This is a genomic window from Candidatus Omnitrophota bacterium (assembly GCA_018830005.1).
In the GTDB taxonomy this organism is placed as follows: domain Bacteria; phylum Omnitrophota; class Gorgyraeia; order JAHJTE01; family JAHJTE01; genus JAHJTE01.
On sequence record JAHJTE010000001.1, the window covers coordinates 666,874 to 693,323 of the forward strand.

Annotated in this window: 28 protein-coding genes, 1 tRNA gene and 1 riboswitch; of the genes, 27 read left to right on the forward strand and 2 right to left on the reverse strand. The window is 38.7% G+C overall.

Annotated elements, in window-relative coordinates; genetic code table 11:
- Positions 1-71 precede the first annotated feature (71 nt).
- The 8 genes from KJ593_03585 (at position 72) to KJ593_03620 (ending at position 10,850) form a co-directional block, all read left to right on the forward strand.
- Entirely contained in the window at positions 72-2,984 is a 2,913-nt protein-coding gene (locus KJ593_03585; protein ID MBU2540965.1) for an ATP-dependent helicase, read from the forward strand.
- Positions 2,985-3,119: 135 nt separating this feature from the next.
- Complete coding sequence (gene rpsO / locus KJ593_03590; GenBank protein MBU2540966.1) at positions 3,120-3,389, forward strand: 30S ribosomal protein S15; 270 nt, start codon at positions 3,120-3,122, stop codon at positions 3,387-3,389.
- Between the two features lie 26 nt (positions 3,390-3,415).
- The gene (gene pnp / locus KJ593_03595) at positions 3,416-5,503 is read left to right on the forward strand and encodes a polyribonucleotide nucleotidyltransferase (GenBank protein MBU2540967.1); all 2,088 of its coding nucleotides are present in this window, start codon (positions 3,416-3,418) and stop codon (positions 5,501-5,503) included.
- Complete coding sequence (locus KJ593_03600) at positions 5,493-7,739, forward strand: DNA translocase FtsK (protein ID MBU2540968.1); 2,247 nt, start codon at positions 5,493-5,495, stop codon at positions 7,737-7,739. Before pnp ends, KJ593_03600 begins: the two co-directional genes overlap by 11 nt.
- Positions 7,732-8,523: a DUF4115 domain-containing protein gene (locus tag KJ593_03605; GenBank protein ID MBU2540969.1), complete on the forward strand. Its 792-nt coding sequence runs from the start codon at positions 7,732-7,734 to the stop codon at positions 8,521-8,523. Before KJ593_03600 ends, KJ593_03605 begins: the two co-directional genes overlap by 8 nt.
- Positions 8,520-9,779, forward strand: coding sequence for a 30S ribosomal protein S12 methylthiotransferase RimO (gene rimO, locus KJ593_03610; protein MBU2540970.1), 1,260 nt, complete (start codon positions 8,520-8,522; stop codon positions 9,777-9,779). The genes KJ593_03605 and rimO overlap by 4 nt, the downstream gene beginning before the upstream one ends.
- Positions 9,776-10,360 carry a CDP-diacylglycerol--glycerol-3-phosphate 3-phosphatidyltransferase gene (pgsA, locus tag KJ593_03615; protein ID MBU2540971.1) on the forward strand — a complete coding sequence of 195 codons (585 nt, stop codon included), beginning with the start codon at positions 9,776-9,778 and terminating at the stop codon, positions 10,358-10,360. Before rimO ends, pgsA begins: the two co-directional genes overlap by 4 nt.
- Before the next feature lie 19 nt (positions 10,361-10,379).
- The gene (locus KJ593_03620) at positions 10,380-10,850 is read left to right on the forward strand and encodes a phosphatidylglycerophosphatase A (protein ID MBU2540972.1); all 471 of its coding nucleotides are present in this window, start codon (positions 10,380-10,382) and stop codon (positions 10,848-10,850) included.
- Here KJ593_03620 and thpR read toward each other — a convergent pair.
- Positions 10,842-11,405: an RNA 2',3'-cyclic phosphodiesterase gene (thpR, locus tag KJ593_03625; GenBank protein ID MBU2540973.1), complete on the reverse strand. Its 564-nt coding sequence runs from the start codon at positions 11,403-11,405 to the stop codon at positions 10,842-10,844. The genes KJ593_03620 and thpR overlap by 9 nt on opposite strands.
- Positions 11,393-11,869, reverse strand: coding sequence for a CinA family protein (locus KJ593_03630; GenBank protein MBU2540974.1), 477 nt, complete (start codon positions 11,867-11,869; stop codon positions 11,393-11,395). Before KJ593_03630 ends, thpR begins: the two co-directional genes overlap by 13 nt.
- Before the next feature lie 53 nt (positions 11,870-11,922).
- Positions 11,923-12,068, forward strand: a riboswitch (FMN riboswitch).
- Positions 12,069-12,105: 37 nt separating this feature from the next.
- Between KJ593_03630 and KJ593_03635 the strand changes: the two genes are divergently transcribed.
- The 19 genes from KJ593_03635 (at position 12,106) to KJ593_03725 (ending at position 26,449) form a co-directional block, all read left to right on the forward strand.
- Positions 12,106-13,320, forward strand: a complete 1,215-nt coding sequence (locus tag KJ593_03635) for a bifunctional 3,4-dihydroxy-2-butanone-4-phosphate synthase/GTP cyclohydrolase II (protein MBU2540975.1) — start codon at positions 12,106-12,108, stop codon at positions 13,318-13,320.
- Positions 13,321-13,338: 18 nt separating this feature from the next.
- Entirely contained in the window at positions 13,339-13,803 is a 465-nt protein-coding gene (ribE, locus tag KJ593_03640; protein ID MBU2540976.1) for a 6,7-dimethyl-8-ribityllumazine synthase, read from the forward strand.
- A 71-nt stretch (positions 13,804-13,874) separates the two neighbouring features.
- Positions 13,875-14,309: a transcription antitermination factor NusB gene (gene nusB, locus KJ593_03645; protein ID MBU2540977.1), complete on the forward strand. Its 435-nt coding sequence runs from the start codon at positions 13,875-13,877 to the stop codon at positions 14,307-14,309.
- An 81-nt stretch (positions 14,310-14,390) separates the two neighbouring features.
- The gene (locus KJ593_03650) at positions 14,391-15,248 is read left to right on the forward strand and encodes a PHP domain-containing protein (protein MBU2540978.1); all 858 of its coding nucleotides are present in this window, start codon (positions 14,391-14,393) and stop codon (positions 15,246-15,248) included.
- Between the two features lie 4 nt (positions 15,249-15,252).
- Complete coding sequence (ribD, locus tag KJ593_03655) at positions 15,253-16,350, forward strand: bifunctional diaminohydroxyphosphoribosylaminopyrimidine deaminase/5-amino-6-(5-phosphoribosylamino)uracil reductase RibD (GenBank protein ID MBU2540979.1); 1,098 nt, start codon at positions 15,253-15,255, stop codon at positions 16,348-16,350.
- Between the two features lie 16 nt (positions 16,351-16,366).
- The gene (locus KJ593_03660; GenBank protein ID MBU2540980.1) at positions 16,367-16,936 is read left to right on the forward strand and encodes a riboflavin synthase; all 570 of its coding nucleotides are present in this window, start codon (positions 16,367-16,369) and stop codon (positions 16,934-16,936) included.
- An 85-nt stretch (positions 16,937-17,021) separates the two neighbouring features.
- Positions 17,022-17,096: transfer RNA gene (locus tag KJ593_03665), tRNA-Pro, on the forward strand.
- Between the two features lie 19 nt (positions 17,097-17,115).
- Complete coding sequence (locus KJ593_03670) at positions 17,116-17,391, forward strand: acylphosphatase (GenBank protein ID MBU2540981.1); 276 nt, start codon at positions 17,116-17,118, stop codon at positions 17,389-17,391.
- Positions 17,392-17,398: 7 nt separating this feature from the next.
- The gene (locus KJ593_03675; GenBank protein ID MBU2540982.1) at positions 17,399-17,773 is read left to right on the forward strand and encodes a YkgJ family cysteine cluster protein; all 375 of its coding nucleotides are present in this window, start codon (positions 17,399-17,401) and stop codon (positions 17,771-17,773) included.
- On the forward strand, positions 17,770-18,756 hold the full coding sequence (locus KJ593_03680; GenBank protein MBU2540983.1) for a DUF21 domain-containing protein: 987 nt from the start codon (positions 17,770-17,772) through the stop codon (positions 18,754-18,756). The genes KJ593_03675 and KJ593_03680 overlap by 4 nt, the downstream gene beginning before the upstream one ends.
- Positions 18,757-18,819: 63 nt before the next feature.
- A complete protein-coding gene (locus KJ593_03685; protein ID MBU2540984.1) occupies positions 18,820-19,548 on the forward strand; it encodes a metallophosphatase family protein in 729 nt (242 codons plus the stop codon).
- A gap of 13 nt (positions 19,549-19,561) precedes the next feature.
- Positions 19,562-21,574 (forward strand): NAD-dependent DNA ligase LigA, encoded by a 2,013-nt coding sequence (gene ligA / locus KJ593_03690; GenBank protein MBU2540985.1) that lies wholly within the window; start codon positions 19,562-19,564, stop codon positions 21,572-21,574.
- Entirely contained in the window at positions 21,571-22,065 is a 495-nt protein-coding gene (locus tag KJ593_03695) for a hypothetical protein (protein MBU2540986.1), read from the forward strand. The genes ligA and KJ593_03695 overlap by 4 nt, the downstream gene beginning before the upstream one ends.
- Before the next feature lie 2 nt (positions 22,066-22,067).
- Complete coding sequence (locus KJ593_03700; protein ID MBU2540987.1) at positions 22,068-22,679, forward strand: MBL fold metallo-hydrolase; 612 nt, start codon at positions 22,068-22,070, stop codon at positions 22,677-22,679.
- Between the two features lie 6 nt (positions 22,680-22,685).
- Entirely contained in the window at positions 22,686-23,573 is an 888-nt protein-coding gene (xerD, locus tag KJ593_03705) for a site-specific tyrosine recombinase XerD (GenBank protein MBU2540988.1), read from the forward strand.
- 12 nt (positions 23,574-23,585) lie between these two features.
- The gene (locus tag KJ593_03710; GenBank protein MBU2540989.1) at positions 23,586-24,860 is read left to right on the forward strand and encodes a hypothetical protein; all 1,275 of its coding nucleotides are present in this window, start codon (positions 23,586-23,588) and stop codon (positions 24,858-24,860) included.
- Entirely contained in the window at positions 24,857-25,138 is a 282-nt protein-coding gene (locus tag KJ593_03715) for a DUF503 domain-containing protein (protein ID MBU2540990.1), read from the forward strand. Before KJ593_03710 ends, KJ593_03715 begins: the two co-directional genes overlap by 4 nt.
- Before the next feature lie 11 nt (positions 25,139-25,149).
- Positions 25,150-25,494: a 30S ribosome-binding factor RbfA gene (gene rbfA, locus KJ593_03720; GenBank protein ID MBU2540991.1), complete on the forward strand. Its 345-nt coding sequence runs from the start codon at positions 25,150-25,152 to the stop codon at positions 25,492-25,494.
- On the forward strand, positions 25,478-26,449 hold the full coding sequence (locus KJ593_03725) for a bifunctional oligoribonuclease/PAP phosphatase NrnA (protein MBU2540992.1): 972 nt from the start codon (positions 25,478-25,480) through the stop codon (positions 26,447-26,449). The genes rbfA and KJ593_03725 overlap by 17 nt, the downstream gene beginning before the upstream one ends.
- The last annotated feature ends 1 nt before the right edge of the window (position 26,450 follow it).

The window sequence follows — 26,450 nt, forward strand, 5'->3', positions numbered from 1 at the left end:
TATACTTGAAAATCACTTTTTGTCAAGGTAAAATACATGAAGGTAGGGCAAACTTAAGTTATTAATTAACTATGTCTGGAGATATCCTAAAAGACTTAAACGAAGAACAAAGGCAATCTGTTGTCTATATTGAGGGTCCGCTTTTGATAATTGCCGGTGCAGGAACAGGTAAGACCAGTGTTATAACGCGTAAGATTGCTTACTTGATAAAGAATGGCCTTGCTAGCCAAGATGAAATACTTGCCTTAACCTTTACTGATCGGGCAGCAGCAGAGATGACTGAAAGAGTAGATATCCTTGTCCCTTATGGTTATACGGATATTTGGATATCGACCTTTCATGCCTTTGGAGATAAGATCTTGCGTGAAAATGCTGTAGAGATTGGCCTCAATCCTGACTTTAAGGTTTTGACGCGGCCTGAGGCAGCGGTTTTGGTGCGGCAGCATCTTTTTGATTTTCCCCTAGATTATTTGCGGCCGGCAAGTGATCCTACTAAATTTATCAACGATATATTGAGGGTATTTTCTCGTTTGCGAGACGAAGATGTATCAGTCGAGGAATATAAACAATTCCTCCAAAAGTTGACTAAAGGGCTTAAGGATAATGAGGATGACCCAGCGCATGAATTTCATCGTCTCCATAAAGAACTCTCAGGCTGTTTTGCGACTTACCTTAATATCTTGCATAAAGAAGGAAAGGTTGATTTTGCAAATCAGTTCTATTTGGCATTAGCAATGCTTCGAAAATACAAGAAGATCTTGGAATTCTATCAGAATAAATTTAAGTATATTCTTATTGATGAATTTCAGGATACAAATTATGCCCAGTTTCAGTTAGTTAAATTATTGGCAGAAAAACACAAGAATATAACTGTTGTTGCTGATGATGATCAATCCATATATAGATTTCGGGGAGCTGCCTACAGCAATATCTTGAGTTTTGACCAAACCTATCCTGATGCCAAACGCATAACATTAATCCGCAATTACCGCTCTCAGCAGGCAATTCTTGATTCTGCTTATAGGCTTATTCAATTTAATAATCCTGACAGATTTGAAGTAAAATCTAAGATTGACAAGCGCCTCATCGGCAGAGAGAAAGAGAAGGAGGTTACATATCTGCATTTTGACCGCCATTCTAACGAGGCTGATCAGGTTGCGAAGATTATTAAAGAAAAAGTAAGAGACGCTAAGTATTCATATGATGATATCGCAATCCTTGTACGTTCTAACAATGATGCCGATGAATTTATTTCAAGTTTGAATATGGTAGGTATACCTTGGCGATTTAGCGGCAATCAAGGATTGTATTCCCGGTCAGAAGTAAAACTCTGTATTTCATTTTTAAGATTTATGGCAAATATCTCTGATTCTTTAAGCTTGTATTATTTGGCAGCAAGCGCGATCTATAAAATACCTACAATAGAGCTGGGTTATCTTAATAGCTTTGCGCGCAGACGTAATTATGATCTCTTCTGGTGTCTAAGGCATTTTAATGAAATAGAAGAGTTGAGAGAGAAGGTGGCCGGGGCAGCTGAATTAATCCAAAAATTTACTGAGGAGCTGGAGAAATTTCTTGCTTGTAGCTTAGAAGTCAGCACAGGCAGACTCCTGTATCTTTTCCTGACCCAGACTAAATTCCTAAAAGATTTAGTCAAGCATCCATCTGTAGCCAATGAGGAAAAGGTAGAAAATCTAGCTAGGTTTTTTGAGATTGTGAAGGAATTTGAAGGCGTTGCCCATGAGGATAGGGTAGTTGCGTTTATTGAATATTTGGATATGCTCATACGCAGCGGCGATGATCCAGCTACAGTTGAGGCAGATCTTGATATACCGGCAGTTAACATCTCGACAGTTCATAAGGCAAAGGGTTTAGAGTTTAAAGTTGTATTTATGGTGGGTCTAGTCAACGGGCGCTTCCCCTGGCCTAAACGCCGTAATCCTTTAGAGTTGGCAGAGGAATTGATCAAAGAGGTCTTACCTGAAGGTGATTTTCATATTCAGGAGGAACGCAGGTTATTCTATGTTGGAATGACACGGGCTAAAGACGAGCTCATATTTACCAACGCCTTAGATTACGGCGGAATGAGGCTGCGCAAACCCAGCGGTTTTATCTTTGAGGCCTTAGGCAAAGAGAAAAAACAAATTCAGGCTAAAATTAAATCCAGCGCCTTGGAATCTATCCATAGGTTTAAGGAGGAGACACAAGGAAAAAAGACAAAACAGACACCTAAAAAGAGCGATTCAGAAATATTGCGTTTAAGCTTTTATCAGATTGATGATTATTTGACCTGTCCTCTAAAATATAAGTATGTGCATATTTTGCATGTGCCGATTTTAACGCATCACACTGTAGTATATGGCAAGGCATTACATGATGCAGTAGCAAAATATCTACAGTTCAAGATCAAAAATAATACGATTCCCTTAAAAGAACTTATCGACACCTTTGATGCCTCTTTTTCTGATGAGGGTTTCTTAAGCAAGGAGCACCGCCAGAATCGCAAGGCCTTAGCGCATGAGGCCTTAAAGAGATTTTATAAACAGGAGGAGTCAGCTGAAAGGCCGCCTACATTTGTAGAGAAGGATTTTTCTTTTACACTGGATAATAATAGGATCGTTGGTCGCTGGGATAGAGTAGATTTTATCTCTAAGCAAGAGGCAGTAATAATTGACTACAAATCTTCTCATATAAACAAACAAAAAGATGCTGACCGAAAGGCTAAACTGAGCTTACAGCTTGCGATTTATGCCATGGCCTTTAATGAGCTATTTGGATTCTTTCCAAAGCAAACAGAGTTACATTTTTTGGAATCTTCCTTGGTTGGCAGAGATAGTAAGGACGAGAAGGCGTTTAAAAAGGCGCATGAGGAGATTGCTATTGCATCAGCTGGTATAAGAAGCGGAAAATTCGATGCCAATCCTAGTTATATGGCATGTAATTATTGCGCTTACAGAGAGATCTGCAATTTTGCTAAGGTCTGAGTGTGATTTCTTTTTCTTGACTTAGAGTTTTAGGCGGTGTATACTCCCTTTACTAATATAGAAAAATATAGTATAGTAAAGGGAATAGGCATGTTAAATATCCTATATTACTAAATATGAAAGGGAGGTGTAAAGTTGTCGCTGCTTAAGGATAATAAGAAAAAACTAATCGAAAAATTTAAACTGCATTCTGCTGATACGGGTTCTTCGCAGGTTCAGATTGCCATTCTTACAGAAAGGATTAGCTTTTTGAGTGAGCATTTGAAGCGTCATAAAAAAGACCATAATTCGCGAAGAGGACTTCTGAAACTAGTAAGCAGACGTCGTCGCCTATTGGACTATCTTAAGAAGGATGCACCACGCAGATATGAAGAAATAATAGATAAATTGAAATTGCGTAAATAACCAATAATTAGAGAGGAATCGTTAATATGCAGACTGAAGATGTTAAAGTAAAATTCGCTAAAGAGGATTTGATTCTAGAAACAGGTGAACTTGCCAAACAGGCAAATGGTTCTGTCTTGGTGCGTTATGGTGGTACTGTTGTCTTGGTAAGTGTCTGTTGTTCAAAACAGCCTAGGGAGGGAATAGATTTTCTTCCTCTATTCGTAGAATACCAAGAAAAGACTTATGCCGCAGGTAGGATTCCAGGAGGCTTTTTTAAACGGGAAGGAAGACCTTCTGAAAATGAAATATTGATTTCGCGACTTATAGATAGGCCGTTGCGGCCATTATTTGATAAAAATATTCGCAATGAAATTCAGATAGTAGCTGTTGTCTTATCAAGCGACGGTTCTAATGATCCTGATATCTTGAGTGTAATTGGTGCATCATGCGCAGTATCTATTTCTGGGATACCTTTTGCCGGACCAGTAGGCGCTTGTCGCGTTGGATTCATAGAGTCAGATTTTGTTCTTAATCCTACTTATGAAGAATTAGAAAAAAGCTCTTTGAATCTTGTTGTTGCTGCTTCCAGAGAGGGTATCATAATGCTTGAGGCAGATGCAAAAGAGGAGACAGATGAGACTGTGTTTGCCGCTATTGAATTTGCCCTTAGCCACATTCCAAAGGTTATTGATTTACAGGAAGAGCTTATAAAAAAGGTAAAGAAGCCGGCTTTAGAGTTAGCCTTAAGCAAGGCATATAAAGATTTGTTATCCGGGATTGATGATGCGTTTAAAGAGAGAATCAAAAAAAGCGCACTGATTGCCAATAAGGATGAATATGAAAAATGCACGAAAGAAATAGTCGAGGAACTTGTTGAAAAGCTCTCTACTGATACTGAAAAGCCAGAGGTCTCAGGCGTTAAAGATGCAGTGGCAGAGATGCAGGAACAAGGCTTACGTAATTTTATATTAAAAGAACATAAAAGGGTTGATGGTAGAGAGTTTGATGAAGTGCGTCCGATAACTTGCCGCGTCTCTAACCTTCCGCGCACGCATGGCTCTAGTATTTTTACTCGAGGCCAGACTCAAAGCCTTGCAGTCACAACATTGGGCACGCGTTCAGATGAGCAGATGATCGAGGCCTTAGAAGGCAAGACCTATGAGTCTTTCCTGCTGCATTATAGTTTTCCTCCATTCAGTGTAGGTGAGGTAAAGCCAATGAGGGGTCCTGGTCGCAGGGAGATAGGGCATGGTGCCTTGGCAAGAAAGGCATTGGCAGTAGTCATGCCGGAAAAAGACGATTTTCCTTATACCGTAAGAGTTGTATCAGAGATACTTGAATCAAATGGTTCTTCAAGTATGGCTACGGTTTGTGCTGCTACCCTTTCACTTATGGATGCTGGTGTTCCAATAAAATCTCCGGTTGCAGGGGTTGCCTTAGGGTTAGTCAAAGAAGGAAAGACGCAAGCAATCCTTACTGATATTTCAGGCGGAGAGGATCATTTCGGGGATATGGATTTTAAGATTGCTGGGACAAAAAATGGCATTACAGCATTACAGCTTGATCTTAAAATTGACGGTGTAGACTTAGCGTTGATAAAGGATGCTATGGAGCAATCTCGTAAGGCTAGGACTTTGATACTTGATAAGATCTCTCAGACGTTAGATGCACCGCGAAAAGAAATATCGGATTATGCCCCACGCATTAAGATTTTACAGATTAACACTGAAAAGATCGGCGATTTGATTGGTCCAGGTGGTAAGGTAATAAAAAAGATAATCAACTCTACAGGTGTAACTATTGATATTGATGACGATGGCAGGGTATTGATTGGCTCTGATAAAAAGGAGAATCTGCAAGCTGCCTTGGATACGATTCGCATGATAGTAGAGGACGTAGAAGTGGGTAAGGTTTACGCTGGGAAAGTTGTGAAGATAACAAATTTTGGTGCCTTTTGTGAAATTGCTCCTGGAAAAGAAGGCCTAGTCCATGTTTCAGAGATCTCTGATAGCTATGTTAAGAACGTCAGCGATGTATTAAAGGTTAATGATGAAGTTAAGGTCAAGGTAATTGCCATTGATGAATTAGGTAGGATAAACCTGAGTTTAAAAAAGGCAAAGGATGATAAATAGGGACCGCCTAAATGAAATAAAAGCGCTTCTCTTACTTAGCGCGAGCCTTCTAATTTTTATTTCTTTGGTTTCTTTTACGCCTGAGGATTTAGCCTTTTACACCTCCACTCCTAATGTACCCGCCCATAATCTTGCCCGGATTTTTGGTGCCAGGATTGCTGGAACCTTAATGTTTTTCTCTGGTTGGGGCTCGTATCTATTTGTGCTTTTCTTTCTTCTCTGGGCAAAGGAGTTATTCCAGAAGAAAAGCGCAAGCGCACTAAGATTTATTAATATCCTGAGTTTTTTTGTTTTTCTCTTTTCTGTCTCCAGCTTTCTTTGCATTTTTGGTCCTGAATTGGCAAGTAGTCGATTCTTGCGCGGCGGGCTTATCGGCCTGGTTTTTTCCGATTTCCTGTTAAGATATTTTGGTAGGTCAGGAGCAACTATAATACTTTTAACCTTAATTAGCATCTCTTTTATTGTGGCTGAAGAGATGGTAATCTTGCCGTTTTTACTAAAACTAGGCCAGAGGCTGAAAACATTCTTTTCAAATTTTGATCTTAGATTATTTATTCGAAGATTGATCAATGCATTAAAGGTTTCCCCTTCAAAAAGAATAGTTTCAGTTGCTAAATTAAGGAAAACCACCCTCAGTCCAGACGAAGTCCTCACTTCCCAAAAAATCTCTAAATTAGAAAAAATCCAAACAAAGATTAATATTAAACAAAAGCCAAGACCTACAGTCGTAGCCTCTTTACGCTCTAAGGTCTCTAAAGATGAAATAAATAAAGTATTTGCTCCTGCAGAGGTTGAGGGTTTTGCAGCGGGTGAATATAAATTACCAACCCTTGATCTTTTGGATGATCCACCCGCCCTTAGCGAGCGGACGCTAAAAGATGATTTAGCTGCCAATGCACGTATTTTAGAAGATACATTATCAGATTTTGGCATTAGTGCACGTGTTACAGATATTGAACGCGGCCCTGTTATTACTAGATATGAATTAGAGCCTGCCCCTGGTATAAAATTGCAAAAGATAGTCAATCTCAATGATGATATTGCCTTGACAATGAAGGCTCAAAGCGTAAGAATAGTTGCACCAATTCCTGGTAAGGCAAGGGTGGGAATAGAGGTGCCTAATTCGTCTACTAATTTAGTTTATTTCAAGGATGTTGTTTCAGATAAGGATTTTCATACTGCTGATAAAAGATTAACTATGGCGATTGGCAAGGACATTGCGGGTAGCCCAGTTATTGCTGATTTAGGTGAGATGCCGCATCTTTTAATTGCCGGAACCACAGGTAGTGGTAAGACCGTATGTGTAAACTCGTTGATTATGTCTTTTCTTTATCGGCTCAGCCCAGATGAAGTTAAATTTATTTTAGTAGATCCAAAGATGGTAGAATTAGCCCATTTTAATAACATACCTCATCTGCTTTGTCCTGTTGTTACTGCTGCTAATAAGGTTTCTGGTGCGCTTAACTGGTTGGTAGGAGAAATGGAGAGGCGCTATAAGCTTCTGGCAGAGGTAGGGGTGAGAAATATTGAATATTTTAATAAGCGTGAAGACTCTGAAAAGCTGCCATTTATTATAGTAATTATTGATGAACTTGCTGATCTTATGTCTGTTGCTGCAAACCATATTGAAAATGCAATAACCCGTCTAGCGCAGCTCTCACGCGCTGTTGGAATACACTTGATTTTAGCTACTCAAAGACCATCAGTGGATGTTGTTACTGGGGTTATCAAGGCTAATTTTCCTGCCCGCATTTCTTTTAAAGTAGCTTCGAAGGTTGATTCCAGGACAGTGCTTGACAGAAACGGTGCGGATAAACTTTTAGGTAGAGGCGATTTGCTTTTTCTTCAACCTGGCGATTCAAAATTGATTCGGGCTCAAGGCTGTCTCATAAAAGATAGTGAGATTGAGCGCGTCACAGAGTTTATAAGGAGACAAGGAGAGCCGCGTTATGATAGTGAGGTTCTAAAAGGAACAGATAAGTCAAGGGCTCGCTTTGCCCAGAAAGATGAACTGTTTGATGAGGCTGTAAGGATGGTTATAGAAAGCAACCAGGCCTCTGTCTCAATACTTCAGAGACGAATGCGTTTAGGTTATACGCGGGCAGCACGTTTAATTGATTCTATGGAAGAAGAGGGCATTATAGGGTCTTTCCAAGGCAGCAAACCCAGAGAGATACTTGTGGATAGAGAATCCTGGTTAGAAAAATCTGATACAAAAGAGGAAAAGTATGATTGATGCTCTAGGCAAGATATTTAAGGATGCCCGTAGGGGGAAAGGCCTCTCTATTGGTCAGGTTTGCAAAAAGACCAAGGTCAATCACAATATTATTTCAGCGATTGAAGAAGATAATTTCGAGGCCTTAAATCCTGTTTACATGAAAAGCTTCATAAAGATTTATGCTAGATTTTTAGGCTTGGATGCTGAAGAGGTCATCAGTAAATATTGTGAATATATGCAATTAGAGCCTGAGAAACACCTCTTGCGAGAAAAACTTAAAAAGGACGAGAGCAAGCTTGAACCTTTAGAGAGTAAATCTTTAAGGACGCTCATTGATGAAGGGATTTTAAGGGACATTTCAAAACTGTTTAGAGGAAAGAAAAAATTTTTTATTACTATTTTATTTATTTTAATTAGCGTAGTTTTATTAAATTATTTATTTTTTGCAAGAATTAAAAAAGCTCCGATTAAGTCTGTAGGGCTAAAGGAGAAAATAGTTAAAGATAGCAAGCTTACTAAGCAGAGCATAGTTAAGTTTAAAGATTCTTTAAGGCTATCTGTGCGTGCTAAAAAAGATTGCTGGATGCGAGTTAGGGTTGATGGTAAGTTAATCTTCCAGACTACTCTTAAGAAAGGCGAAGTTGAGAGCTGGCAGGCAAAAGAGAAGATTGAGCTAAAGCTGGGTAATCCGGCTGGCGTAGACCTGGAGTTGAATGGAGAGCTCTTAGAGCAATTTGGCAGGCGTAGCTCCAAATCGCGTTATGCAACAATAACAAAGGAAGGCATAAAAATTGCTAGATGAGTACAAAGACAAAGGTTGGAATCTTAAGTTTAGGTTGCCCGCGAAATATTGTAGATTCGGAAGGTATCACAAGCCGCCTTTATTTAAAAAATTTTCAAATAGTTGATATAAATCAAGCTGAAATAGCAATTATTAATACTTGCGCATTTTTAAAAGAAGCAGTAGAAGAATCAATTGACAAGATCCTAGATTTAGTCGAGCTTAAAAAACAAGGCAGATTACGTAAGATTATAGTTTCCGGTTGCCTTCCGAGTCGTTATAAATCTCAACTGATCCACTCCTTGCCAGAAATAGATGCCTTCATCGGTCCCCAGAAGCTGTCAGAAAAAAATACACCAATCTTAAGACTTACACCCAAGCACTATAGTTATGTTAAGATTACCGAAGGCTGTTTAAATAAATGTAGTTTTTGTATTATCCCCAAGCTAAAGGGGAAATTTGCCAGCCGTTCTATAGAATCAATTCTAGAAGAAATCCAATCCATTGATATAAATGGAAAAAAAGAGATAGATATCATAGGCCAAGATATAAGTCAATACGGACTTGATCTTTATAAAGAATATGCGCTTGATCGCTTATTAGCGAATATTTGCAAAAAACTAAAGTATATAAAATGGATTCGACTTCTCTATTTACATCCATCTCACATAACAGATGAACTTATTAGAGTTGTAGCGGGAGAGAAGGCTATTTGTAAGTATATAGATTTGCCACTACAGCACATTAATGATGTTATCCTTAAAAGAATGAACAGGCAAATTTCCAAGCGCCAAATCATTAATTTGATTGAAAATATTAGAAAAGAGATTCCCGATGTCGCCATTAGGACATCTTTTATTATTGGTTTTCCGGGTGAGACTGATAAACAATTCAAGGAACTTCTGAAATTTATAGAAGAGATGCGTTTTGAACGTTTGGGGGTGTTTCTTTATTCCCGAGAAGAAGACACGCCTGCCTATCATTTCAAAGAACAGATTCCTGAAAAGGTAAAACGCAGGCGTTTTGATGAACTTATGGGTTTACAGCAATCTGTTGCTAGTAGTTTATGTAGAGAATCTCTCAATACGACTTGCGATGTAATAATTGATGAAAAATGCAAGGATGACCCAGATACTTATTTAGGCAGAACCAGTCAGGACGCACCTGAAGTGGACGGTGTTGTTTATGTTAAGGCTAAGGATTTAAAAATCGGTGATATTGTGTCGGTCAGAATTACAGACAGTCTAGAGTATGATTTGATAGGAGAGGTAGTTTGAATATTGCCAATAAACTTACATTAACTCGTATAGGACTTACGTTTGTATTTATGTTTTTTCTTTTTCTGCCGGGTTTAATCTTTAAGTCCTTGGCCTTATCGATTTTTTGCCTTGCATGTCTTTCAGATTATCTAGATGGATTTTTGGCCAGAAGACACAATGTGATTTCAAACTTCGGAATTATTATGGATCCGATTGCTGATAAGATTTTAGTTTTAGCATCATTTTTATCTTTTGTAGAGATGAAGTTGATTCCTGCCTGGATGGTGGTTATTGTGATCTTAAGAGAGTTTTTGATTACGGGCTTGAGAATATTTGCCTTAAGTAAAGGTAGGGCCTTGAAGGCAGAGCGGGCAGGAAAACATAAAACCATGTCTCAGATGTTCACGATATTTGTAATCTTATTGTTTTTAATTGTTAAGGAGATAGGTTTAAAGTACGCTCTCTGGAATGATTTGATTCAGTCTAGGGCAATAGCGTTTATTACATTACTTATGATGCTAACAGTAATTTTTACAGCAACTAGTGGCATAAGCTTTCTTTTGGGCAATAGGCATTTAATCCTAAGGGACAACACTTGATTAGAGAGTATTTAAAAGAATGAATGAAAAATTGATTAAGCTACTTGCAACTTTTTTCGGGGCAGGCCTTCTTCCTCTGATTGAGGGTACCTGGGGTTCATTGGCCGGGATTATAGTTTATTTCTTATTTTTAAAGGGAAATAGCATTATTCATTTATGCTTTTTCTTGATAATCACTGTTGTTGGTTTTGCGGTATGTGCTCCGGCTGAAAGGATTTTTAAAAAAAAGGATGCCGGAGCTATTGTTATTGATGAAGTAGCAGGTATTTCACTTTCACTTCTTTTTATCCCTCCTAAACCATTATATATATTAATAGGTTTTTTTCTCTTTCGCTTATATGATACGATTAAGCCTCCTCCCACGCATTCTATTGAAAAACTTTCCGGCTCATACGGGATAATGGGTGATGATTTAATTGCAGGCGTTTATACCAACATCTCTCTGCATATAATAATCTTTGTTTTGAGTTTTTCAGGAGTGTTATCCTAGTTTGATAGTGGAGAGGACTTCATAATGCGGGCCAGCTGATGAAAGCGCACTTTTAAAAAGGCTCACCGCCTCAGTCATCATTTCTTTCTGGCAAATATCGGTTTTCTCAAACACACCAGATAATTTTTCCCGGTTGCGATTACTCCTTACCCTTCCTAATGTAATGTGAGATTTAAACGTTCGTTTCTCTTTGGGAAATTTTAAACTCACCAAGGCTGCCTCAGTTGAGGCGGCTAGTTTTTCTAGGGCGTTATCGGCTGATACTGCATTAATCCAGATTACTCGAGGATTAGCAATCTTAGGAAATATCCCTAGGCTATTGAGCTTAAGAGAAAATGGCTTAAAGTAAGACAGACAGCCGATGAGTGCATCTTTAATTTTCTCTATTTTTTCCTGCTGGACGTTCCCTAGGAATTTTAAGGTTATATGCAGATTTTCAGGTTTCACCCATTTTACATCAGCCTCACTTGTCTTTAAAATATCCTGAATGCGCAAGATCTCATCCTTGATCTCCGCCTCTAATTCTACTGCAATAAAAGCCCTTATCGTATGCATTCTTTTATCAGATTTAATGCGGCAGTCTTTGCCTCCCGTCGTATCTTTTGACGATTACCCTTGAAATTAAACTTACGACAAATTATTCCTTTCGGGGATGAAACCGCAATATAAACCAAGCCTACAGGCTTATGGGTCTTTGCGCCTGTAGGGCCGGCAACACCGGTAATGCCTACGCCTAAGTTAGTTTTTGCCAGATTTCTGATGTTTTCAGCCATTGCCATAGCAACGTCTTTGCTTACTGCACCTTTAGAATTTATGAGAGAGCGTTTGATTTTCAATATCTCTATTTTGGCCTTATTGCTGTAGGCAACAATTCCCATTACAAAAAATTTAGAACTTCCTGAGATATCGGTTAGAAGGCTAGCGAGTAGCCCTCCCGTGCATGATTCGCAAGTTGCGATAGTGAGTTTTTTCTTGATAAGCAGATTATATAGCTGTAGCTGGGCTTTCATACAATCCATTATAGAGACTTTTAATACTATTGACAATAGGATAAAATTTGCTATAATAAGTTTCTAATCTTCGGGGAGAGGTGTGATTCCTTACCGGCGGTTAAGCCCGCGAATCTCCACCGTTTTGTTTCGATAAAACGAAACAGTGGGGATGGATCTGGTAAGATTCCAGAGCCGATGGTAAAAGTCCAGATGAGAGAAGATTAAGTGTATACCCGAAGATTCCTCTTCGGGTTTTTTTATTTATGTTTAATTCCATATCAGAGATAATCAGAGACCTTAAGGCCGGCAAGATGGCCATAGTAGTTGATGATGAAGGCCGCGAAAACGAAGGCGATCTGCTTATAGCTGCACAGAAGGTTAAGTCAGCAGATATCAATTTTATGGCTAGATTTGGACGAGGTCTAATTTGTGTTCCAATGTCTAAGGAAAGATCGGATTATTTAGGTCTTCATCCTATGCTGGATAAGGCATACGCTAGGCCTTTGTTCAGAGATAGATTTAATACGGCCTGGATGATCTCTGTGGATGCGCGCAGCGGTATTACTACAGGCATCTCTGCTTATGATCGTGCAAAGACAATCAAGATTTTGGCTGATAAGCAAACAGGACTTCAGGATTTAGTGCGGCCTGGTCATATCTTTCCCTTGGTAGCTCAGGAGGGAGGGGTATTAGTCAGGGCAGGTCATACTGAGGCCTGTATTGATTTATTGAAACTTGCTAAGATGCGGCCGACGGGAGTAATCTGTGAGATAATGAATGCAGACGGTTCCATGGCCAGGACCAAAGATTTAATTAAATTTTCCAAGAAATTTAAATTAAAAATCTGTACGATCGCAAGTCTAATAGAATACAGAAGAAAAAAAGAGTCGTTGATTAAGAGAATAACCAAGGTCAAGCTACCAACAGAATTCGGTAGATTTAAATTATGGATATACGAATCCAGTATTGATAAATCGCATCATCTTGCTTTGATCAAAGGGCGTATTGATAGCAAAAAGACTATCCTAGTAAGAGTGCATTCTCAGTGTTTGACGGGAGATGTCTTTTCATCTTTACGTTGCGATTGCGGGGCGCAACTTAGAAAGGCATTAGAAATGATTTCGCGCCATCGGGAAGGCATACTTTTATATATGCATCAGGAGGGTCGTGGTATAGGCCTGCTTAACAAATTGCACGCCTATGCACTTCAGGATAAGGGCATGGATACCGTAGAGGCTAATAAGGCCTTAGGATTCGCGCCTGACCTGCGTGATTACGGTATTGGTGCACAGATCCTTTTTGATTTGGGTGTAAGAAAAATAAGACTGCTTACTAATAATCCCAAAAAGATTATAGGCCTTGAGGGTTACGGGCTAGAAGTGAAAGAGAGAGTGTCAATTGAGATTCCAGCCTCAAAGCTAAATCTAGGATACCTGCGTACGAAGAAAAAGAAATTAGGTCATATGTTGAACGTTTAAAAAAAGGAGGGAAGAAGAATGGTAAAAGTAATATCAGGATCATTGTTGGCAAAGGGTAAGAAGTTTGCTATTGTAGCTTCGCGCTTTAATGAGTTTATAACTGCAAAGTTAATAGAGGGAGCAATTGACACATTAACTCGTCATGAAGTCCTAGATAATGACATCTCTTTAGTTTGGGTACCGGGTTCGTTTGAGATACCTACTGTAGTTAGCAAGTTACTAAAGTCAAAAAAGTTTGATGCGGTTATCTGCTTAGGGACTTTAATACGCGGCTCAACTAGTCATTTTGAGTATATTGCGAGTCAGCTTTCCCGCGGCATATCCCAGCTTTCAGTTGACTCTGGAATTCCAGTAATCTTTGGAGTTATTACTGCTGATACAATTGAGCAGTCGATAGAGCGAGCTGGTACTAAAGAAGGCAACAGGGGCCGTGATGCTGCAGTTAGTGCAATAGAGATGGTAAACGTAACAGAGAAGATATAAGGAAATCACAAAATAATCGCAAAGGTTCAAAAGATTTTTGTGTTTTTGCGGTTATAAATTATTTTTTAGCTATGCGTAAACGTACAAAGGCAAGGGAATTAGCCCTGCAGGTTCTTTTCCAGATTGATATAACTGGTGAGGATCCTGATAGCGCCCTTAAGGTTTTCCTGCAAAATCAGATACGGCCTATAGAGGCAAGTGTAAGCGAATTCTGCCAGTGTCTAATTCAAGGTACAACTTCTAATATGAAGAAAATTGATGAGGTTGTAAGTCGTTATGCAATGAATTGGCTCATCAAACGCATGGCTGTTATCGATCGCAATATCTTGCGAATGGCAACATACGAGATTATTTATTTATCTGATATACCGGTGAATGTGTCAATAAATGAGGCCGTTGATTTAGCTAAAAAATTCGGTGATATTGATTCAGGAAAATTTGTCAACGGCATATTAGATAAGATCTCTAAATCAGAAAAGGTTAATAAAAACTCCGCTAAAGATTAAATAGCAGGGCTTGTATTTTATTCTAAGAGTTTGAACACTGGATTCTGTTTATGTCCGTTAAGGAGTCAAGGAGCCAAAGATATGTGGCGGACTATTTCTAATGAGGTAATAATGCCCGAAGCTAAGTTTGCAGATTTACACCTACATACCTATTATTCAGATGGCACATTCTCTCCCCAAGAGTTAATGCATAGAGCCTTAGAATCCGGCATCAGCTGCATTTCAATTAATGATCATGATACAGTCAGTGCCTTAGTACCTGCCTTTTCCCAGAGGCCTGAGGATTTAGAATTAATACCAGGGATTGAAGTATCCTGTGATTGGCAGGATAAAGAAGTCCACCTCTTGGGATATTACATTGATTATGAAAATAAAGAATTATTGTCTAAGCTAGAGGAAATTGGCAAACAACGCATTGAGAGGATTCGTATTATGGTAGATAGATTGAAGCAGATGAAGGTTGATATACCTGTCGAGGAAGTATTCGGCCTAGCTAAATATGGCACAGTCGGAAGGCTGCATTTAGCCAGAGTCCTTTTAAAAAGAAATATAGTCTCAAACATCCGCGAGGCCTTTATAAGATTTATAGGCGAAGGTTGCCCTGCATATGTTTCAAGATTCAGGATGAGCGTGAAAGAAGCGATAGAGATGATTGCTAACTACGGTGGCATTCCAGTTCTGGCCCATCCTTTCACTGTTGGCGGCGATGATTTTATTGAAGGATTAGTACCCTTTGGCCTTAAAGGTATAGAGGTTTATTATCCTGAGCATTCTCGAGGCCAGGTTGAGCATTATAAGGCTCTTAGCGAACATCTTGGTCTTGTGACAACGGGTGGTTCTGACTGTCATGGTGAGGTTAAAAAGAATATTAAGGTAGGCTTAGTTCGCATTCCCTACGAGATAGTAAATAGACTAAAAAAAATAAAAGAAGCCCTCTAAAAGAATGAGAAAATCGCAGCATGAATATTTTACGAGAAAGGCATTAGAGCTTGCCATAAAGGCCAAAGGCAAGACTTCCCCAAACCCTCTTGTGGGTGCTGTGGTAGTAAAAAATAATCGTATAATAGGTAGCGGATATCATAAAAAGGCTGGCTTGGTTCATGCTGAAGTTGAGGCGCTTAGACAAGCTGGCAGGAGAGCTCAAGGAAGCACCCTCTATGTTAGCCTAGAGCCTTGCTGTTTTTTTGGAAGAACTCCACCTTGTACAGATGCAATTATAAATTCCGGAATAAAAAAGGTTATTATTGGAATGTGTGATCCGAATCCAAAGAACAATGGAAGAGGGATTAAGATTCTGCGCCATGAAGGAATATCAGTTAAGGAAGGTTATTTGCAAAATGAGTTAAAAAAGATAAACGAGCATTTTATAAAATATATTTCTAAAAAAATTCCCTTTGTTACGATAAAGGTTGGTCAGAGTCTTGATGGTAAGATTGCGACTAAGACAGGTGATTCTGAGTGGATAACCTCTTATTCAGCCAGAAGTTATGCTAAGAGTCTGCGTGCTGACTACGACGCAATAATGCTAGGAATAAATACTGTAATTAATGATGATCCAGAATTGGCAGCGCCAGAGAAGAAGCGATTTTTTAAAATTGTTGTTGATCCGCATTTAAGGATACCTTTAAAATCACAAATCATACGCAAAAATAGCAAATCTGTTATTATTGCCACAGGACTAAATAGTTCTACCTATAAAAAAAAGGCATTGGAAAAATTGGGCGTTAAGATTATAAAGGTACCAAGCAGGCTTAAGAATTTAAATCTAAGATATCTATTGAGCAAGTTAGCCAGCTTAGAGATAACCAGTGTTTTAGTTGAAGGCGGCGGCAGAATGATTGGTTCGCTCCTGGAACAGCATCTTGTAGATAAGGTTCTTTTTTTTATCGCACCAAAGATTATTGGCGGTGAATCTGCAATAAGTTCAGTGATGGGTAAAGGGATTAGGAAGATAAAGAATGCTATTAAGCTCGATAATATTAAACTGAAACAGATTGGCAGTGATTATTTGTTTGAGGCCTATATTAAGTCCATAGCATAAATTTAGGATTTTAGTTATGTTCACAGGTATTATAGAAGAATTAGGAAAGGTTAAGGCACTAGAAAGAAGAGGCAGACTTTTTCGTCTTGGAATCGAAGCAGAAAAGATCACCCAAGATATTAAAATCGGTGATAGCATCTCTGTAAATGGCGTATGCCTGACCTTGGTTGCTGTAGAGAATAATTTAATTAGCTTTGATGTTCTCAATGAAACTGTACAGAGGAGCAATATTGGAGGTTTAAGAACGCTTGAGAATGTTAATCTAGAGCGCGCCTTAAAAGTCGGCGACAGACTCAGCGGTCATTTTGTGAATGGTCACATTGATTGTATGGGTATTATCCGTAAAAAGACCTATAAAGACAACAACCTCTGTTATGAGATTAGTTTTCCTAGCGAGTTTTCAAGTTACGCGGTAGAGAAAGGCTCAATTGCTGTTGATGGTATAAGCCTAACAATTTCACAGATACGCGGTGGTTCTTTTAGTGTAAATGTCATACCTCACACCCTCGTGAATACCACTCTTAAATTCAAAGGCCCTTCCAGCAAAGTCAATCTCGAATTTGATATCCTTCTGAAACGCAAATAATCACAGATAATGCATCTTTAACACATTGCCTTTATTGCCTTTAGCTTTATTTTCTGCTATACTAAAGCGTTAAACAGTAATATTCCGGGGAGTAGCGCAGTTTGGCTAGCGCGCTTGCTTCGGGAGCAAGAGGTCGACGGTTCAAGTCCGTCCTCCCCGATTTCTCAAAGCACGTTATTATGGCTAAAAGGAGAATTCATATATATTTTTCAGGAAGGGTGCAGGGGGTAGGTTTTCGCTTCACTGCTGAACGCCTAGCTCGTAATTTAAAGATAGCTGGCTGGGCAAAGAATCTCTTTGATGGCCAGGTAGAGGTGGTGGCTGAGGCCGAGGAAAACACCTTAAATGATTTCTTGCAGCAGATGAAGGATAATTTCCATAATTATATTGAAGATATTGAGATTGATTGGAAAGATAATTGTGAAGGCCTAGTTGATTTTCAAATAAGGTTTTAATTAAAATATGAAGATAGACCTGAATAAAATTACCGCAGAATGTAATGGTTGCCGTAGCGGCGCATGCTGTACTGATGGGGTTGAGCTAAGCAAACAGGAGATGGCAAGAATTCAAGCTTTCAATCCCAATCTAAAGAAACCTTGGTTTAGAAAAACACCCAAGATTCATGAGTCAGCGCCAGGCTTTGAGTACGAAACAAGGATACGTCAAGGCAGATGTGTATTTTTATCTAGCGATAGACTTTGTGCGATATATCCTGTAAGGCCTTCTAACTGTAGGGAATTCCCGCTTGAGGACGGCGAGATAGCTGAATTTTATAAATTATTGTGCGACAAAGCTCCAAAATTCATCAATTCAAAAAATAAACGAGGGCTAGTATGATTGTATTAATTATTCTTATCTTGAGCATTCTTATCTTATCAGGCTTATGTTCGATGACCGAGGCTGCTATTTTGAGTTTGCCATTTGCACGTGCTAGAATTTTTCGCGAGGAAAAGAGAAAAGGCGCAGATGATCTCCTTTTTGTTAAAGAGCACATCCATACAGCGATTGCAACAGTTGTTATTTTAAATAACAGCATTAATATTATTGGTGCTATTTTTGTTGGTCAGAAAGTTGCTGGTCTATTTGGCAATCAATGGCTGGGGATCACCTCAGCTGTCTTTACCTTTGCCATTATTATAGTGGCTGAAATTATCCCCAAGACTATTGGCGAGACATATAAGACGAGGATTTCGCTCTCAAGTGCTAAGATTCTGAAGATCGTTATGCATATATTTCGACCTCTGGTATCTGCTTTGATCTTTATGATAAGACCCTTGAAAAAGAAAAAAGGACAATTTAGGATAACAGAACAAGAGATAAAGATGATGTTAAGGCTTGGTAAGGATATGGGTACAGTAGAGGTTGACGAAGAAGCCCTTATCAATAGAGTTTTTAAATTAAATGATTTAACTGCCTTGCAAATGATGAAGCCGATTGAGCAAATCTACTCTTTGCCATATGGGATGACACTTTCAGAATTAAAAGATAAAATCATAAATTCTCCTTATAGTCGGATTGCTGTATATAAAAAGGATATCTCTGATATAGTTGGTATTGTCCAGCAAAGAATACTCCTGCGTGAGATTGCAAAAGATAATTATGGGGTATTGGTTGATGAGTTCATTGCTATGCCTGTTTTTATTTACGAGAATGAAAAGGCAGATACCCTGCTTGAAAAATTTCGCTCCTATCATCAGCACCTTTTTATTGTTAAGAGCATGAAGGAGGCTAATATTGGAATTATTACAATGGAAGATTGCCTAGAGGAGCTTTTTGGTGAAATTTATGATGAGAAGGACTTATCGCGCAGGAGCAGATAGGTTTTTGTTTTGGCTATTTGTATATAAATCCTTGAAAGTATCTTAAGTCTTAGAGGGGCTGATATGCGCTACGGGATTTTTGCAGATATACATTCTAATATAGAGGCCCTAGAGGCAGTATTGACTGCCCTTGAATCTGAAAATATTGATAAGTATCTGTGTGTAGGTGATGTTATTGGCTATGCTGCAAATCCTTGTGAGTGTATAAAAAGGGTTAAGGAGATAGCGTCGGTTTGTGTTGCCGGGAATCACGATTGGGCAGCAATAGGAAAATTTAATCTAGATTTTTTTAATCCCCTTGCGAAGACAGCTATTGTCAAGAATAGCCTAAAACTATCTGAAGAAGATAAAAAGTTTCTGGATAGCTTAAAACTAACTTATGAGAATGAAGATTTGACGTTGGTACACGGCACCTTGCAGGATGCGGCAAGCTTTCATTATCTTAGGGGAGAATTTGAGGCAGTGTGGACATGCAGGTTGATGGAGACGCCTGTTTGTTTTGTCGGTCACACCCATATCCCGCAAATTTTCGAGTTTAGAAATTACTCATCAATCTCTGAATTGTTTACCTCAGAGCTAAGAATAGAGGCCAATAATAAATATATAGTTAATGTAGGTAGCGTTGGTCAGCCTCGCGATAATGATTCAAGGGCCTGTTATTGCGTTTTTGATGCAGAAAAAGGTGAGATTTCATTAAAACGCAGCGGTTATGATATAAAAGGAGCGCAAGGTGAGATGCTCAAAGCAGGTATGCCTGAATTTTTGGCTAGACGACTTACCTTTGGACAATAAGCTTAGGTTAAAAATGGATAAGAAAAAGATCAAAGAGAAAATCGAAAAATTAAAAAAGGAGATTCGCCACCATGATTATCTCTACTATGGTTTAGGTGAAGTCGAAGTCGCTGACAAGGAATATGATTTGTTAATGAAACAACTCAAAGACTTAGAAGTTGCCTACCCTGAATATAAAAGTGATGATTCTCCTACGCAGCGAGTCTCAGGTGTGGTATTAGAGAAATTCACTACAGTAAGACACAAACAGAAAATGCTCTCTTTAGATAATACATATTCGCAAGAGGAATTGAGACAGTGGGATGAGCGCATCAGGAAGGGTCTTGGAGGCAGTAGATTTGAATATGTCGCTGAATTAAAAATTGACGGCGTAAGCGCCAATCTCTTATATGAAAATGGAAAGTTAAAAATGGCAGCTACCAGGGGCGATGGCCAGAGCGGTGAAGACGTAACCTTAAATATCAAGACAATTCGCGCAATTCCCCTGCTGCTTAATGGGGCAGAGAATTTTAAGTCTTTTGAGATTCGGGGCGAAGTATATATGGAAATAGCGGATTTTAAAAAGTTAAATAAGGAAAGACAAGAACAAGGACTTAGTCTTTTTGCCAATCCCAGGAATGCGACCAGCGGTTCTTTGAAATTACTGGATTCAGGGATTGTAGCAGGGCGAAGATTGAGTTTCTTTGCCCATTCCTTAGGCGCCTCTACTAAAGAAGTCGCCAAGGGGCAGTGGGAATTTTTACAGACAATAAAAGAATGCGGTATGCGCATAAATCCAGAAAGTAAAAAATTCTCTAAGCTAGAGGATGTTTTAGCATTTTATCGACTCTGGCAGAAAAAAAGGGATAAATTGCCTTATGAGGCAGATGGATTGGTCATTAAGATTAATTCATTTAAACAACAGAAAGACTTAGGTACAACACTTAAAAGTCCTCGTTGGGCAGTGGCCTATAAATTTCCCGCACATCAAGCCACTACCAAGGTATTAGATATAAATGTCAATGTGGGAAGGACCGGAGTCATAACTCCTGTAGCTGTACTTAGGCCTGTAGAATGCGGCGGAGTTATTATCCGTAATTCTACCCTGCATAATTTTGATGAAATTAAACGTTTAGATGTAAAGATCGGCGATCAGGTGTTGATAGAGCGTGCTGGAGACGTAATCCCTAAGGTTATCAAGGTAATCAAGTCTCTGCGTAGAGGAGGCGAAAAAGTATTTAAAGTACCTAAGACCTGCCCTGCTTGTAAAGGAGCTATAGTTAAAGAAAAGGAGGAGGATGTTGCTTATGTCTGCACTAATCCTTCTTGTCCGGCCCAGCTGGAAAGAGGCCTAGAGCATTTTGCCTCGCGTAGTACCATGGATATCGAAGGTATGGGTGAGTCTGTAGTAAAACAGTTGATAGATAAAAAGATCGTTAGAAGTTTTGCTGATATATACAAACTAAAGGCAGACGATTTATCTAAATTGGAACTTTTCAAAGATAGAAAGATTGATAACCTTCTGAATGCTATTTCCAAAAGTAAGAATCAACCCCTTTCGCGTCTGATCTTTGCTTTAGGAATCAGAGGAGTAGGAGAAAAGTGCGCTATTACTCTGGCTGAAAAATTCAAGGCCCTAGATAATATTGTGGCTGCCAACAGGGAGACCCTAGAGGGGATTCCAGAAGTAGGACCAGTAATGACAGGCTCGATATTTGAGTTTTTCCGCAAGGATGAAACAAAGCGGCTTATTGCCGAGTTAAAGCAGGCTGGATTAAATATGCAAGAGGAGGCATCAAAAAGAGAGTCTAAGATTAGCGGTAAACGCATTGTCTTTACTGGTACTTTCTCTGGCCTTGACCGCAGAGGAGCGCAAGAACTAGCAAGAAGTTATGGCGCAGAGGTATCTTCTAGTGTATCTAGCAATACAGATTATGTTGTGGCAGGCCAAAGCCCTGGTTCGAAGTTTAAAGAGGCAGAGGAGCTTTCGATAAAGATTATTAATGAAAAAGAGTTTTTGGCCTTGCTCGGGAGGCAGAAGAGATGATTGAAAAAGTCAGGAAATTATTTTTATGGATGATAGTCATACTGTTAATTAGTAATAGCTTTGGTTGTGATGCCTTTAGGAGAAAGATCACTCGCAAGAATAAAAAAGAAATAATCGAACCAGTCCTGCGGCCTGAGGAAGATGCCGGACTTTTTTATGACAATGAGACTAGGTATAGAAACTATTTTGCTTATTGGCGCGGCTGGCATGATGAGTTGATTCAGGCTATACCAGGAAAAAGCAAAAAGCGTAAAAAATATTCCTTTGGCCAGACAATGGATAATCTCTATCTCATGCAGGACTTACTTAGAGAAGGTGAAAAGAAGAAGGAATTGACAGAATATATGGATAAGTTAGAAAAAATTCAAAGGCAGATAGATACAAATCAGGCGTTTAATGAGAGGACGCTGATCCAGCAGCTTTCCAGTATTAGATTAGCCATAAATAAGAAGCTGCATTATAGTAAGGTGAAGGATTGGATAAAAGAATAGCCATAGAAAGAATCATCGTCGGTCCCCTAGGGTCCAATTGTTATCTGTTTGCAAACAGAGAAAACAAGAAGGCAGTTCTTATTGATGTAGGTGATGAGGCAGAGCTAATCAAGCGAAAGGTGAAGGGTCTAAGGCTAGAGGCGATATTCTTGACACACGGACACATTGATCATATCGGAGCGGTTAATTTTTTTGATGTACCAATTTTTATCCATCAAGATGAACTAGAATTCTTAAATGATCAAGAGAAGAATATGTCTTCTTTTTTAGGCTCTTCCTTCTCACTCTCAAAAGACAAGGATATCCGGACTGTGCATGATGGCCAGATTATTAATATCTGCGATTTTAACTTGCGGATTATTCATACCCCTGGACATACGCCTGGCTCGATTACGATTCAATTTGAGGATATTCTTTTTACTGGCGATGCCCTTTTTGCCGGAAGCATTGGCCGCACTGATTTGCCTTATGGTTCTACAGAGGATTTGATCAAGGCTATTAAGAATAAATTGTTGGTTTTACCTCCTGACACGAAAGTCTATCCCGGGCACGGAGAGCAAACGACTATCGCAGACGAGAAAAATAATAATCCTTTTTTAAGTTTGCAGGTTTAATTTTATATGGAAGAGTTAATTAATATCTTTCTGGATTATTTAGCGGCTGAACGCGGCCTGGCAATTAATACTATAGCTGCCTATCGCAGTGACCTCCTTAATTTTTTAAATTATCTAAAAAAAAGAGGCATAAAGTCTATTAACGATGTTAAGCGGGATAATATTCGTCAATTTATGCTCGCCTCTAGAGATAAAGGCCTAACAGCAAACTCTGTAAGTAGGGCATTAGTGGCAATTAAGGTATTCTATAGATTTCTTATGCGGGAAAAGATTATTAATAAAGATCCTTCTAATCTTATAGATTCTCCCAAATTATGGAGTCGGCTTCCAGAGGTCTTGAATCTTAAAGAAGTGGAGCGTTTACTTTCCGTGCCAAATTTAAGGGATTCTGCCGGGATTCGTAATAAGGCTATACTGGAATTAATGTATGGTACTGGCATTCGTGTTTCCGAGGCAAGTAATTTACGTCAGGATGGCTTGAATCTTGATGTTGGCTTCTTGCGTTGCATTGGTAAAGGCTCTAAGGAGAGAGTCGTTCCCTTAGGCGAGAAGGCTATCATTGCCGTAAAAAGATATTTAAATTCAGCAAGAACAAGATTAAGTAAAAATAAGGATAATGAATACCTTTTTTTAAATCGTTCTGGCAATAGATTGAGTCGTCAGAGTATTTGGAAGATAATTAGCCGTTGCGCCAGAGAGGCAAAGATAAAAAAGAAGATAAAGCCACATACACTTAGGCATTCCTTTGCTACACATCTTTTGGAACGCGGTGCAGATTTAAGAAGTGTACAGGAGATGCTGGGACATGCCGATATCTCCACAACCCAGATTTATACACATATTGATAAAGATAGACTAAAGGCAATTCATCAGAAGTTTCATCCGCGTCCATAAAAAGAGAAAAGTATGAATATTAAAAAACGTATTTACGTACTCGATGCTAGATTGCTTAAATATATTAAGGCAATAGGTGCACTTGCCGACAAAAAAGGCATTCGGGCTTGCCTTGTAGGCGGATTCGTCAGAGATATGTTCCTAAATTTAGATAATTTTGACGTTGATATTATCTTAGAGCGTGACGGCATTAAATTTGCCAATCTAGTTAGTAAGACATTAAAGTTAAATATGATTTCTCATGAGCGTTTTGGCACTGCTGTTCTTGCCAATAACAGCATAAAGATTGATATAGCTACTTTTAGAAAGGAAAGATATCCTTATCCTGGAAGTCTACCTGTTGTATCAAGAGGTTCTTTAATTGAGGATTTAGCCCGTCGCGACTTTACTATTAACGCAATGGCAGTGAGTATAAACAAAAATGATTTTGGTCTTGTTTTCGATTATATTAATGGCCTGACCGATCTTAAACAAAGACGGCTGCGCATCCTGCATAAGAAGAGCTTCCTTGATGATCCTACGAGAATTTTGCGTCTGGTGAGATTTAAGGCCAGGTTTAACTTTTCTGTTGAAAACAAGACCCTAGGCTATATTAGGCAGGCAAAGAAGAGTAAGGCCTTAGAGAAGATGCAGAGACATCGTATTCGCGATGAACTCATACTTATATTTAAAGAGGCAAAACCTGAAAATGCGATTAAAGATTTAAGTAAGGTTTATGGTTTAGATTTCATTCATAAAAAGCTACAGTTTAAAAAATCCGATTCTAAAAAATTCTTGCAAGTACGGCGTATCATTGTCTGGTTTGAGGCTAATTTTAAAGAGCGCAGACAGCTTGATGTCTGGCTCATATATTTTATTGTCTTTTTGTCTAGATTGAACCTTAAGCAAATAAGGCAGGTGGCTACTACTTTTGGTTTTAAGCGAGGAGAATCAATAAGGCTTCTTTCCTGCCAGAAGAGTCTTAATAAGGTTAGCCGCCTCTTAAATAATTCGGGTCTTTCGCCAAGCTATGTTTATAAGATTTTGAATCCTTTAAGTTATGAAGTAATTCTTATTTTATTATGCACCTTAACCAATAGCGGCCCAAAGAAATATATAAAGAATTTTCTTAGATTCTATAACCTTATACGTATAAAATCAGGTGGAGATGACCTGAAGAAATTAGGCATTAAGCCAGGACCGAATTTTAAGATTTTACTTGAAAAGGTGAAAGAGGAAAAATTGAATCTGGGTTTTTCTTCTAAGAGAGAAGAGCTTACACTTTTAAAGAAATTAATAAAGAAATGACTGTAGGCATATTAACGCTTTCGCTTTTTATACCTGGGTCCAACTCCCTTAAACAAAAGCGCTCGGTTTTGAAGGCACTGAAGTCGAGACTAATTCTTAAATTTAATGTCTGCGTTGCTGAAATTGATCTTCATGAGAAATGGCAGAGAGCAGTCTTGGCTGTAGGATTTATTAATACTGATAGAGGAGTCATCGATGCCTTATTTAGTAAGATTTTAAAATTCATGGAAAAATCTGCTGGTTGTGATCTAGTTGATTTTCATCAGCAGTTAATATGAGAGTTTAAAAAATGAGACTAGAACGAGTTGCAAGTGAAATAAAGAAGGAAATAAGTCTAATCCTTTCTCAGGAATTAAGAGATCCTAGGTTAGGATTTGTCACCATTACCAGAGTAAAAATGAGTCCTGATCTAAGAGAGGCCTGGGTCTACTTTAGCGTGCTCGCAGATAAGGCCAAACAAGAGGATTCTCTTAAGGTTTTAAGCGGAGCTGCAGGATATATAAGAAGGTTGATTGGGCAGCGTCTAAGATTACGTTTTAACCCCGAAATTAAATTTAAATTCGATAAATCTATAGCCTATAGTATAGAGATCGAAGAAAGGATTAGGGAATTAAAAGATGAAAAAGAACAATAGATTGCTAAATCTAAAGAATTTAATAGAGAACAGCAGTCGATTCCTATTAACGACACACATAAATCCTGAGCCCGACGCCTTGGGGAGTGAACTGGCCTTTGCTAGGCTTCTTAAAATGTTCGGCAAGCAGGTAAAAATAATAAATAATGATAAGGTACCTCAAAGGTTTAAGTTCATGCCGGGGGTTAATGAGGTGAGCGTAACTGGAACTTCAAAGATTGATTTTGACGTTTCGGTTGTTCTTGATTGTTCTGATTTAGGTCGCATTGGTAAGGTGCGTGATTTCTTGCATGAGAATAAGCCAATCGTTAATATAGATCACCATATAAGTAATACCAGATTTGGTAGATTGAACTTGATTGATACGCAGGCCTCTTCTGCCTGCGAGATAATCTATGAGATATTTAAAAATTTTGAATTAAAAATAGATAAACAGACCGCAATGAATTTATATTGCGGTATACTTACAGATACTGGCTCTTTTCGTTATTCTAATGCAGGTTCTAAAAGCTTTAAAATTGCATCAGAATTGGTTAGTTTGGGTCTTGATGTAAATGAGATATATCGAAAGGTATATAGGATAGATGATGTAGAGAGCGCAAAGATTATCGGCAGGCTCTTGCAGTGTGCCAAGACTGCCTTTGACGGAAAGGTCGTGTATCTGGCCATTCCAGAGGACATCTATATAGAGGAGACGCTCCTAAAGGATTTAGGCGAACAGGCGCTTAATACTTTACGTTTAATCTATGGGGCAAAGGTTTTTCTTCTCTTGAGAAAATCAATAAATAACAATTATGTTCGTATAAACTTGCGTTCTAATTGTAATGTTGATGTGAATAAGATTGCATCTTATTTTGATGGCGGAGGGCATGCGCGTGCAGCAAGTGCTAAAATCGAAGGCAACTTAAGTTATGCCAAGAAAACTATACTTAAAGAGATAGGAAAGAGGTTATAGA